Annotated in this window: 12 protein-coding genes; 4 read left to right on the top strand and 8 right to left on the bottom strand. The window is 72.2% G+C overall.

The features are described 5' to 3' along the window. Positions 1 to 186: 186 nt before the first annotated feature. Together ispF and E1200_RS25650 are read right to left on the bottom strand one after the other, a co-directional pair. A complete protein-coding gene (gene ispF, locus E1200_RS25645; RefSeq protein WP_207933543.1) occupies positions 187 to 657 on the bottom strand; it encodes a 2-C-methyl-D-erythritol 2,4-cyclodiphosphate synthase in 471 nt (156 codons plus the stop codon). A 35-nt stretch (positions 658 to 692) separates the two neighbouring features. Then, positions 693 to 1,175, bottom strand: a complete 483-nt coding sequence (locus E1200_RS25650; RefSeq protein ID WP_067459337.1) for a CarD family transcriptional regulator — start codon at positions 1,173 to 1,175, stop codon at positions 693 to 695. A gap of 468 nt (positions 1,176 to 1,643) precedes the next feature. Here E1200_RS25650 and E1200_RS25655 point away from each other — a divergent pair, with 468 nt between their 5' ends. Continuing rightward, positions 1,644 to 2,444, top strand: a complete 801-nt coding sequence (locus tag E1200_RS25655) for a hypothetical protein (RefSeq protein WP_131954637.1) — start codon at positions 1,644 to 1,646, stop codon at positions 2,442 to 2,444. A 161-nt stretch (positions 2,445 to 2,605) separates the two neighbouring features. Next, complete coding sequence (locus E1200_RS25660; protein ID WP_131954638.1) at positions 2,606 to 3,514, top strand: hypothetical protein; 909 nt, start codon at positions 2,606 to 2,608, stop codon at positions 3,512 to 3,514. 67 nt (positions 3,515 to 3,581) lie between these two features. Here the strand turns inward: E1200_RS25660 and E1200_RS25665 are convergent, their stop codons facing one another. Both E1200_RS25665 and E1200_RS25670 read right to left on the bottom strand, forming a co-directional pair. After that, positions 3,582 to 4,262, bottom strand: coding sequence for a response regulator transcription factor (locus E1200_RS25665; RefSeq protein WP_131954639.1), 681 nt, complete (start codon positions 4,260 to 4,262; stop codon positions 3,582 to 3,584). Next, on the bottom strand, positions 4,259 to 5,470 hold the full coding sequence (locus E1200_RS25670; RefSeq protein ID WP_131954640.1) for an ATP-binding protein: 1,212 nt from the start codon (positions 5,468 to 5,470) through the stop codon (positions 4,259 to 4,261). The genes E1200_RS25665 and E1200_RS25670 overlap by 4 nt, the downstream gene beginning before the upstream one ends. A 212-nt stretch (positions 5,471 to 5,682) precedes the next feature. Between E1200_RS25670 and phoU the strand changes: the two genes are divergently transcribed. Next, a complete protein-coding gene (gene phoU / locus E1200_RS25675; RefSeq protein WP_131954641.1) occupies positions 5,683 to 6,342 on the top strand; it encodes a phosphate signaling complex protein PhoU in 660 nt (219 codons plus the stop codon). 39 nt (positions 6,343 to 6,381) lie between these two features. On the opposite strand, the gene E1200_RS25680 is transcribed toward phoU, so the two are convergent. The 3 genes from E1200_RS25680 to mshA are packed head-to-tail and all read right to left on the bottom strand — an operon-like array spanning position 6,382 to position 9,139. Then, on the bottom strand, positions 6,382 to 7,236 hold the full coding sequence (locus E1200_RS25680; RefSeq protein ID WP_243708830.1) for a phosphoglyceromutase: 855 nt from the start codon (positions 7,234 to 7,236) through the stop codon (positions 6,382 to 6,384). An 11-nt stretch (positions 7,237 to 7,247) separates the two neighbouring features. Then, positions 7,248 to 7,793, bottom strand: coding sequence for a YbjN domain-containing protein (locus E1200_RS25685; protein ID WP_131954642.1), 546 nt, complete (start codon positions 7,791 to 7,793; stop codon positions 7,248 to 7,250). Positions 7,794 to 7,816: 23 nt separating this feature from the next. Then, positions 7,817 to 9,139 carry a D-inositol-3-phosphate glycosyltransferase gene (mshA, locus tag E1200_RS25690; RefSeq protein WP_131954643.1) on the bottom strand — a complete coding sequence of 441 codons (1,323 nt, stop codon included), beginning with the start codon at positions 9,137 to 9,139 and terminating at the stop codon, positions 7,817 to 7,819. Positions 9,140 to 9,293: 154 nt separating this feature from the next. Between mshA and E1200_RS25695 the strand changes: the two genes are divergently transcribed. Next, positions 9,294 to 10,061 carry an SDR family NAD(P)-dependent oxidoreductase gene (locus E1200_RS25695; RefSeq protein ID WP_131954644.1) on the top strand — a complete coding sequence of 256 codons (768 nt, stop codon included), beginning with the start codon at positions 9,294 to 9,296 and terminating at the stop codon, positions 10,059 to 10,061. Positions 10,062 to 10,067: 6 nt separating this feature from the next. Here the strand turns inward: E1200_RS25695 and E1200_RS25700 are convergent. Beyond that, positions 10,068 to 10,840: hypothetical protein (locus E1200_RS25700; RefSeq protein ID WP_131954645.1), on the bottom strand; the 773-nt coding region annotated here is incomplete at its 5' end.

Raw genomic sequence — 10,840 nt, forward strand, 5'->3', positions numbered from 1 at the left:
CCCTGACCCCCGCGACCCGGCGGGCGCTCGCGACCACGGGCGCCGGCGCAGCGCCCGCCCACGGGCCACCGACCCGACAGTTCGTTGACTTGCGGCGTGTTGTTGGTATCCGGCCTGCCATAACAACAACACGCCGCAAGTCAACGAGATGGGTGGGCTGGGTGAGCCGCCTTGGTGGAGGCCGTGTCAGGCGGGGGGGAACACCAGGGCGTTTGCTATGGCGGCCAGGCCCTCGCCGCGGCCGGTCAGGCCGAGGCCGTCGGTGGTCGTGGCGGAGATCGTCACGGGGGCGCCGCCCAGGGCCTCGGAGAGAACCTTCTGGGCTTCCGCCCGGCGTTTGCCGATCTTGGGGCGGTTGCCGATGACCTGGATGGCGACGTTGCCGATGGTGAAGCCGGCCTCGTGGACGAGCCGGGCCACCTCGCGCAGCAGGGTGACGCCGGAGGCTCCCGACCAGCGCGGATCGGACGTGCCGAAGACGGCGCCCAGGTCGCCGAGGGCGCAGGCCGACAGGAGGGCGTCGCAGGCCGCGTGTGCGGCCACGTCGCCGTCGGAATGGCCGGCCAGGCCGTGGCCTTCACCGGGCCATTCGAGCCCCGCCACCCACAGGGGACGCGGCTCGGACGAGAACGGGTGGACGTCGGTGCCGACGCCCACCCGTGGAAACCGTGTGCTCAATTCGCCCGGCCGGTTCAGCTGGCCAGGACCTCGTCGAGCAGGGCCTCCGCCTTGTCCTCGTTGGTCTTCTCGGCGAGCGCCAGCTCGCTGACCAGAATCTGGCGCGCCTTGGCGAGCATGCGCTTCTCGCCCGCCGAAAGGCCGCGCTCCTTGTCGCGCCGCCACAGGTCGCGGACGACCTCGGCGACCTTGTTCACGTCGCCAGAGGCGAGCTTCTCAAGGTTCGCCTTGTACCGGCGGGACCAGTTGGTGGGTTCCTCGGTGTAGGGGGCGCGCAGCACCTCGAACACCTTCTCCAGACCCTCCTGGCCGACCACGTCGCGGACACCCACGTCCTCGACGTTCTCGACCGGAACCTGCACTGTCAGGTCGCCCTTGTCGACCTTCAAGACCAGATAGGTCTTTTCCTCACCTTTGATGGTGCGAGTCTCGATGGCCTCGATCCGAGCAGCCCCATGGTGGGGGTAGACGACGGTGTCGCCGACCTGGAAAGTCATGTGACAAGTACCCCTTCCGCTAGACCCAGGGTACCACGTGAACCGGGGTGGCTGAACCGGCCTTACCGGCATATGCCCAGGTCAAACAGCATATTGGGGTATTGACAAAGCACTTTAATGGTGCATCGGCGTCCAGTTCCCCATACTCACGGTAGCCGAGAAGCCACCGGATTCAACCCCCTCCGCACTACCGGGAAGCCGGGCGGGAGGCAAGCACCCCGGCCGGCGCAGGCGGGGACGCGTCCCGTCCGCGAGGTGAGCGGGCCGGACGCCGCGGGTACGAAGCGCGCGAAGACCGCGAATGGGACCAGAACTCACGGGAACCAACCCAGCGGACATCCCCTCCTGCGCGGGCCGTCGAAATGCCGGGCCGGTGGGACGGATCGCCCGTTCGGTGGGACGGTGGTCCGGGAGGATGGCGGCCCCGGCCGCGGAGTTGCGTCGGCGGAGCCGGATGGGAGGTGCGGCGTGAGGCCGGACGGCGACGAGCCGGAGCCCGACGACTACGGGCTCCCCCGCGTTGACGTCGTGGTGCCCGACGACGCCCGCGCCCTTGAGCGCGACATGCTCGCCTACCGCCGCGAGGAGCGGCGGCGCAGGCGCCGGCAGCGGATCCGCCGGGCGGCCCGGCCGCTGACCCGGTTCGGGGTGGCGATCCCGATCATCGTGGGGGCCCTGCTGATCGCGCTGCTCAGCGGGGCGCTGATGACCGCGTTCGGGCCGAAGCCGGCGCCGCGGCCGACGATCGCCCAGCTGGCGCCGCGCCCGTCCGCGAGCCCCGGCGAGGTCGGCGGGCTGCTGCCGGACGGCAGCGTCGACCTGGCGGTCGGGGAGCGTACGCCGACCGCGCTGCGCGACCTGCGCCCGGGGGTCATCGGCATCGTCCCGCCCGGGTACGAGTGCGAAGGTGTGATCGCGGAACTGGCGGGGAGGACGCACGAGAACGTGCTGAACTTCTGGCTGGTCGCCGACCCGCGTCCCGCCGGCGACGAGCAGGGAATGCCCCTGAAGGAGCTGAAGGCGTGCGCGGGCACCGCCCACTACGGCAAGCCGCTGGTCCTGGAGGACCGCGAGGGCGTCCTCGCCGAGGCGTACGTCCCCCGCGGCGGGACGGCGGGCACGGCGGGTACGGCGGGTACGGCGGGCACCGCGGTGACCGCTGTGACCGCGGTGTTCGTGCGGCCGGACGGGGTGGTCGGCGAGGTCGTCCCGGGGCCGCGGGCAGGGCCGGAGCTCACCGAGAAGGTCCGCGCGCTGCGGTCCGGCTGAGCCGTTCCCGGGGGATTTCTCCGATGTGCCGGAGCGTGTCGGCCACCCCGGCGCGGGACTTGCGGCCGGGTCTCGCTACGCTTCCTCTGGCGTATCTCACGCCACTCCGCAACCTTCCAACGTCACGTCTTGGAATGACACATCGCGAGGAGACCGACGCCGTGATCCGAAACAGCCGTCGAATGGTCGCGCTCGCCGTCGCGGGCGCCGTCGCCATCGCGCCGGTTATCTCCGGCTGCGGCGCCGGCATGGATGCTCAGTCCGCCGCCCCCGTCCGGCTGACCGAGGGCGTCAACGTGTCGGTCCCGCTGGACGACGACAACCCGCAGATCGTGCTGCGCAACATGTTCGTGCTGGGGCCGAAGCCGGAGGAGCCGATCGCCCAGGGGGCGTCGCTCCCGCTCTACGGGGTGCTGCTCAACCAGGTCCAGGGCCGGGAGGACCGGCTCACCTCGGTCAGCTCGCCGCAGTTCGGCTCCGCGATGATCAAGGGCGGCGGGGTCACGCTCCCGCCCGCGGCACGCGACGGGTCGGGCAGCCTGGTGATGCTGCGCGGCGGCACGACGGTCAACCCCGGCCCCGAGGCGCCGGAGACCGAGCAGCCCGGCCGGACCGCGACGCCGGCGCCGACCGGCCCCGGGTCCACGGCCAGCCCGACGACCAGCCCGACGTCCGAGAACACGCCCGGCCCGACGGTGAGTCCCCCCGCGCCGACCGCGGGGAGCGGCGAGCCGGTGGTGGTCCTGAACGGGCTGCGCGACCCGGACCTGGTCGCCGGCGGCCTCGTCACGGTGCGGATGCAGTTCGAGAAGGCCGGCGCCGTGGAGTTCAAGGTGCCGCTCGTCCTGCAGCAGGACGAGTACACCACCTACCCCCTGGTCACGCCCAACGCCCAGACGCCGGGCGCCAACAACGGGCAGCAGTCGCCGGGGGCCCAGTCACCGGGGGCCCAGTCACCGGGCACCGAGTCGCCGGGGACCGAGCCGGCGCAGCCGGGCACGTCCCCGTCGCCGGGCGGCGGGTCGCCGTCCCCGACGGGCGCGGAGTCGCCCGCGGCCGGCGGTCACTGACCCCGCGCACACGCGCAGAACGGCCCGTACGGCGAGATCGCCGTACGGGCCGTTCCACGTCCCGGACTCAGGGCTCGAACTTGTAGCCGAGGCCGCGGACGGTGACGATGTGGCGCGGCGTGGACGGCACGTCCTCGATCTTCGCGCGGAGGCGCTTGATGTGCACGTCGAGGGTCTTGGTGTCCCCCACGTAGTCGGCGCCCCACACGCGGTCGATCAGCTGCATCCGGGTCAGGACGCGGCCGGCGTTGCGCAGCAGCACCTCCAGCAGCTCGAACTCCTTGAGCGGAAGCTGGACGGGCGAGCCGCCGACGCTGACGATGTGCCGCTCGACGTCCATCCGGACGGGACCGGCCTCCAGGGTCGCGGGCGCCGGCTCCTCGGCCTCGCCCTGGCGGCGCAGGACGGCCCGCATCCGCGCGATCAGCTCGCGCGTCGAGAACGGCTTGGTGACGTAGTCGTCGGCGCCGAGTTCGAGGCCGACGACCTTGTCGACCTCGCTGTCCTTGGCGGTCAGCATGATGACGGGGACGCTGGACCTCGCCCGCAGCTCCCGGCACACCTCCGTTCCGGGCAGGCCGGGGAGCATCAGGTCGAGGAGCACGAGGTCCGCGCCGTTGCGCTCGAAGATGTCCAGCGCGTCGGGTCCGGTGGCGGCGATGGCCACCTCGAACCCCTCCTTGCGCAGGTTGTACGACAGTGCGTCGCTGAAGGACTCCTCGTCTTCCACGACGAGCACGCGGGTCACGGCGCCTCCTGGGCGGGTTCATCGGTGGTGTTCTCTGCGTCGACGCCGCCGGGTGCGGGCGGCGGGTCCGCGGTGCCGAGCAGCGGGAGCCGGATCGTGAACGTCGACCCGTGGCCCTCCTTGCTCCACACCGTCACGTCCCCGCCGTGCTTGCCGGTGACGTGCTTGACGATGGCGAGCCCGAGGCCGGTGCCGCCGGTCTGGCGGGAGCGGGCCGGGTCGACCCGGTAGAAGCGCTCGAAGATGCGCCCCACCTCGCCGTCCGGGATGCCGATGCCCTGGTCGGTCACGTTGACCTCGACCTGGTCCTCGTCGCAGCGCCGGGCCGACACGACGACCCGGGTCTTCTCCGGACTGTACGCGACGGCATTGTCGACGAGGTTGCGCAGGGCGCTGATGAGGAGTTCCTGGTCGCCGTGCACGCGCAGGCCGTCCTCGCCGCCGGCCGCCAGCTCTATCTCCTTGGCCGACGCCCTGAACTGGCACCGGTCGATCGCCTCGGCGACCACCTCGTCCAGGGAGACGGGGCGCAGGTCGGGGAGCGGCTCGTCGCCCTGGACGCGCGACAGCGTCATCAGGTCCTGGACGAGGTTGGTCAGCCGCACCGACTCGTACTGCATGCGGGCCGCGAACCGCCGGACCGCCTCGGGGTCGTCGGCGGCGTTCTCGACCGTCTCGGCCAGCAGCGACAGCGCGCCCACGGGGGTCTTGAGCTCGTGGCTGACGTTGGCGACGAAGTCGCGCCGGATCGCCTCGGTGCGGTGCATGTCGGTGAGGTCCTCGGCCAGCACGAGGACGAGGCCGTGCGAGCCGAGCGGGGTCACCCGCACCGCGAACCAGCGGCCGTCGGCGCGGCCGCGCCCGGTCGCCGAGCCGACCTGGATCTCGGTCTCGCGGATCTCCCCGTCCCGCCGGACGAGCCGGGCCATCGCCAGCACCTCGTCCACCACGACGCGGTCGCCGCTGACCAGGCCGTAGGCGCGGGCTGCGGAGCTGGCGCGCAGGACGCGGTCCTCGATGTCGACGACGACCGCCGACGACCGCAGCACGCTCAGCACCGAGGCCACGCCCGGCGGCAGGACGCCGACCGGCGTCGCCGGGGCCGGGGCCCGCTGGGACCGCTCGCTCACCCGCACCGCCAATCCCGTCGTCAGCCCGATCGCGAGCCCGGCCAGCCCGGTCAGGACCGCGATGACTTCGACCTCCACACCTCGGATGGTAAGCGGCGCAGGGGCCCCTCCCGGTCCCCGGCCCTGGTCACGGCGATCTCGTTCCCCGAATGTTCACCTTCTTCTCCGGAGGCGTTCACGTCCCCGCGGCAGGCTGTGGCGTGGGCGAGTACGTCCGGACCCCTCCGGCGGCCCCCGTACACCCCGAAACACCGCCCGATTCGCCCCGGATCAAAGTGAAGGATGCAGCTTTGCGCGACGCCTATCACGAGGAGCTCGACTCCCTCTCCGACCGGCTGGTCGAGATGACCCGGCTCGTCCGTTCCGCGATGGCCCGCGCGGTGACCGCGCTGCTGGACGCCGACCTGCGGCTGTCCGAGGAGGTCATCAGCGGGGACGAGCACGTCAACAAGATCGACAATGAGATCGAGGACGTCGTCTTCGACCTGATGGCCCGGCAGCAGCCCGTGGCCGGCGACCTGCGCACCCTGATCACCACGCTGCGGATGAGCGGCGACCTGGAGCGGATGGGCGACCTCGCCGTCCACATCGCCAAGACCGCCCGCCGCCGGCACCCCGAGTCGGCCGTGCCGCCCGAGCTGCAGGCGACCGTCCTGGAGATGGGGCAGATCGCCGAGCGGATGATCGCGAAGGCGGGCAGCGTCATCGCGTCCCAGGACGTCGAGATGGGCCTGGAGCTCGACGCCGACGACGACCAGATGGACCGCCTCCACCGGCGGCTGTTCGACCTGCTGCTGTCGCCCAAGTGGAAGCACGGCGTCGAGCCGGCGGTGGACATCACGCTCGCCGGCCGCTACTTCGAGCGGTTCGCCGACCACGCCGTCCACGTGGCGGAGAACGTCGTCTACCTCGTCACCGGCCAGCGGCCCGAGGAGATCAACGAGGTGTGACCCGCCGCCGCGCGGGACGGGCGGCGGCGGGTGCGGACGCTACTTGTTGCGCCTGCCGCGCCGCGGCTTGGCCTTCTCCTTGGACTTGGCGTCCTTGGAGTCCTTCGCGTCCTTCGCGGCCGGGGCGGGGGCCTTGGCGTCGCCCTTCTTGGCGGCGCCCTGGTTCTTCACCGCCTCGATGGCGGCCTTCGCGGCGGCCGGGTCGAGGTACTCGCCGCCGCGCTTGAGGGGGGCGAAGTCGTCGTCCAGCTCGTAGACGAGCGGGATGCCGGTCGGGATGTTGAGCCCGACGATCTGCTCGTCGGAGACGTCGTCCAGGTGCTTGACCATGGCGCGGAGCGAGTTGCCGTGCGCGGCGACCAGGACGGTCTTGCCGGCGGCCAGGTCGGGGACGATCGCGTCGTACCAGTACGGCAGGAGGCGGTCGACCACGTCGGCGAGGCACTCCGAGCGCGGGATCAGCTCGGACGGCAGCTCGGCGTAGCGGAGGTCGTTGACCTGGGAGAGGGGGTCGTCGTCCTTGATGGGGGGCGGCGGCGTGTCGTAGGAGCGGCGCCAGGTCATGAACTGCTCTTCGCCGAACTCCTCGCGCGTCTGGGCCTTGTTCTTGCCCTGGAGCGCGCCGTAGTGGCGCTCGTTGAGCCGCCAGGAGCGGTGGACGGGGATCCACAGCAGGTCGGCCACGTCCAGGGCGATGTTGGCGGTGCGGATGGCCCGCTTCAGCAGGGAGGTGTGCAGCACGTCGGGGGTGATGTCGGCGTCGAGCAGCAGGTCGCCGCCCTTGGTCGCCTCACCCTCCCCCTTCGTGGACAGGTCGACGTCCACCCAGCCGGTGAACAGCCCTTCCGCGTTCCAGACGCTTTCGCCATGCCGGAGCAATACCAGGGTCGCCATGGCACCAGAGCCTATCGGCCCGTCCGGGGCCCCCGGCCGTCGGCGGGGTCCCGGTCGGCGTCGGCGGGGTCCCGGTTGGCGGGGTCGGCGAAGGACGCGAACGCCTGGAGGTTGGCGAGGCTCTCGCCGCGCTTGACCCGCCAGTCCCACTCGCGCTGGATGGACGACTTGAAGCCGCGTTCGAGCGCCTTGTCGAAGTTCTCGTCGGAGTAGGTGAGGACGCAGCCGAGCAGGCGGTCGACCTCGTCCGGCGTCACCGACTGCAGCGGGACCTTGCCGACGAGATGCACGTCGCCGACCTCGTCCAGGGCGAACGCGACCCCGTACATGCGGCCGTTCTTCTCCAGGAGGAAGCGGTAGAACTCGGCGTGGTTCTCGTCGGGCCGGCGGCAGAAGAACGCCTCGACGTGCAGGCTGTGCTCGCCGACGATGAGCCAGGTCATGGTGGCGAGCTTGCGCTGCCCGGGGAGCTTGACGAAGAACGCGTCCTCGCGGGGTTCGTCGAACTCCAGTTCCGCGGCCCGCAGCGTCTCCCTGATGGTCTCCACAGGATTCATGTCCCTGTTGGTCTCCACAGGATTCATGCTGATACCTCCGCAGGTGTGGCGACCCGCACGGCCGGGATGGACATGGCTCCGGTATACACGTCGAGCAGGTTGTCGACGGTCGCGTCCCAGCCGAAGCTGTTGCCGTGCCGGACGGCGCCGCGGGAGAGCCGCGCGTACAGGCCGGGGTCGTCGTGCAGCCGGCGCAGGACGGCCGCGTAGTCGGCGGGGTCGTGGCCGGCGACCAGGATGCCGGACTCGCCGTCGGCGACGGCGGTGCAGAGGCCGCCGACGCGGGACGCGACGACGGGCGTCCCGCACGCCTGGGACTCGACGGCCACGAGGCCGAACGACTCGCTGTGCGAGGGGACGACGGTGACGTCCGCGGCCCGGTACCAGTCGGCCAGCTCCGACTGCGGGCTCGGCGGCTCGAAGCGCATGACGTCGGAGATGCCGAGCCCGGCGGCGAGGTTCTGCAGGCCCTCGGGGCGGCAGCGGCCGGAGCCGCTGGGGCCGCCGACGACGGCGACGACGAGCCTGGCGCGCAGCGACGGGTCGTCGGCGAGCATGCGGGCGACGGCGCGCAGCAGCACGTCCGGGGCCTTGAGCGGCTGGATGCGGCCGACGAACAGCAGCACGTACGCGTCGCGGGGCAGGCCGAGGCGGCGGCGGGCCGGGCCGGTGCGGTGCGGGAACAGGCCGGCGCCGCGGGCGAGCAGCGGCGACTCGGGGCGGAACAGCGCGAGGTCTACGCCGGGGCTGACGGTCGCGACGCGGCCGGGGTCGGCGCCGTAGAGGTCGACGAGTTCGCCGGCCTCCTTGGCGGTGTTGGCGACGAGTTGGTCCGACGACGCCACGACCTGCTCCTCGCCGAGGACGCGCTCGACCGGCTCGGCCTTGTCGCCGTCCGCGAGCGCCAGGTTCTTGACCTTGGCCATGGTGTGCATGGAGTGGACGAGCGGGACGCCCCAGCGCTGCTTCGCCGCCCAGCCCGCCTGGCCGGACAGCCAGTAATGGGTGTGCAGGAGGTCGTAGTGGCCGGGGTCGTGCGCCGCCTCCACGCGCAGGATGCCGGAGGTGAAGCCGCACAGGTGCCGGGGGAGGTCGGTCTTGTCCAGTTCCTCGAACGGCCCGGCGACGACGTTGCGGACGAGCACGCCGGGGACGAGCTCGACGACGGGCGGCATGGCGCGGCAGGTGGCGCGGGTGAAGATGTCCACCTCCACGCCCCGGGCGGCGAGTCGTTTGGCCACCTCGACGATGTAGACGTTCATGCCGCCCGCATCGCCGGTGCCCGGTTGATCAAGGGGGGAAGTATGAACACTGACCGTCGCAACCCGGTTGATACGACGCGACACCGGACATCACCTCCGGTAGTGCAACCTATCGACCGCGTTGGGTGTTCCCTCGGTTAGGGGGCCAATCGTCATTCGCCGCCACAGTGACCGGACTCACCGGTGATCGGGCCGTCCCGCCGCCGCCACCGGCCGCCCGGGGCGGGAGACTGGACGCATGCGCAAGACCGCGGTAGTTACCGGAGCAAGCAGCGGAATCGGGGCCGCCACGGCGCGGCGCCTGGCGGCCGAGGGGTTCGACGTCGTGCTCGCCGCACGGCGGCGGGAACGCCTGGAGGCCCTCGCCCAGGAGATCAGCGAGGAGGTGCCGGGGGCCGGCCGGATCGTCCCGGTCACGCTCGACGTGACCTCGCAGGAGTCGGTGGACGCGCTCGCGGCCGGGCTCCGCGGCTGCCACGTGCTGGTCAACAACGCCGGCGGCGCGCTCGGCCTCGACCCCGTGGCGAACGCCGACCTGGACGAGTGGCAGCGGATGTACGACTCCAACGTCCTCGGGCTGGTGCGGGTGACCAGGGCGCTGCTGCCCAAGCTGATCGCCGGCGGCGACGGGCACGTCGTCAACGTCACCTCGCTGGCGGCGCACTTCCCGTACGAGGGCGGCGCGGGGTACAACGCCGCCAAGCACGCCGCGTACGCGGTGAACGAGGTGATGCGGCTGGAACTGGTCGCCGAGCCCGTCCGCGTCACCGAGATCGCGCCGGGCATGGTGAAGACCGAGGAGTTCTCGCTGGTCCGGTTCCACGGCGACGCGGAGAAGGCCGCCGAGCCGTACGAGGGCGTCCCCGGGCCGCTGGTCGCCGAGGACGTCGCCGACTGCGTGGCCTGGGCCGTGACCCGTCCCCCGCACGTCAACATCGACCGCATCGACGTCCAGCCGCGGGTGCAGGCCGCGCCCTACAAGCTCCACCGGGAGCCGCGCGAGTAGCGCGGTTCACCCGGCGGTGCGGGGCGCGACCGCCGTCCAAGGGAGGGTGACCTCGCCGAGGCGCCAGCGGTTCCGGCCGCCGTAGGGCGGCCGGGTCAGCACCGGGTGGGTCGCCGACAGCAGCCGCACCGCCTCGATCCAGCGGGCGCGGGGGCCGAACACCGAGTGCGGTGCGGCGACGGCCCAGCAGCGGTCGAACGCGGCGAGGAACTCGTGCACGGGCTCGCCGGGGACGTTCCGGTGGATCAGCGTCTTCGGCAGCCGCTCCGCCAGGGCGGACGGGCGGTCGAGCGTCGGCAGGTGCGCCGCGAACGTGATCGTCCGCGGGCCGTCCGGGGCGAGCGCGACCCACACCGCGCGGCGCCCGATCTCGTCGCACGTCCCCTCCACGAGGACGCCGGCCGGGTCGAGGCGCGCGCACATCTCGTCCCAGGCGCGCCAGGCGGCCGGCTCGTCGTACTGGCGCAGCACGTTGAACGCCCTGATCAGGACGGGTGGACGGGCGACCGGGAGCTCGAAGCCGCCGCGCCGGAACGACAGCCCCTCGCACGAGCCGGGCTCTCCTTGAGGACGCCCTCCTTTTGAGCTGTCGCCTCCTTTTGAGCTGTCGCCGTCGGCCGCGTCGGCCGCGTCGAGCGCGGAGAGGAAGGCGAGCCCGGCGGCGACGCGGTCGGGGTCGATCTCGATGCCGACGACCTCCAGGCGGGGGGACACGGCGCGGAGGCGGGTGTAGAGCTCGAACGTCGTGACCGGGGAGGCGCCGTAGCCGAGGTCGACGG

Origin of the sequence: Actinomadura sp. GC306 (assembly GCF_004348665.1) — a bacterium.
Classification (GTDB): Bacteria; Actinomycetota; Actinomycetes; order Streptosporangiales; family Streptosporangiaceae; genus Spirillospora.

Bases quoted from the DNA above. Each gene is read 5' to 3' on its own strand.
- E1200_RS25650 (WP_067459337.1), bottom strand. From the start codon at position 1,175: ATGACTTTCCAGGTCGGCGACACCGTCGTCTACCCCCACCATGGGGCT.
- E1200_RS25685 (WP_131954642.1), bottom strand. From the start codon at position 7,793: ATGAATCCTGTGGAGACCATCAGGGAGACGCTGCGGGCCGCGGAACTG.
- E1200_RS25680 (WP_243708830.1), bottom strand. From the start codon at position 7,236: ATGGCGACCCTGGTATTGCTCCGGCATGGCGAAAGCGTCTGGAACGCG.
- E1200_RS25695 (WP_131954644.1), top strand. From the start codon at position 9,294: ATGCGCAAGACCGCGGTAGTTACCGGAGCAAGCAGCGGAATCGGGGCC.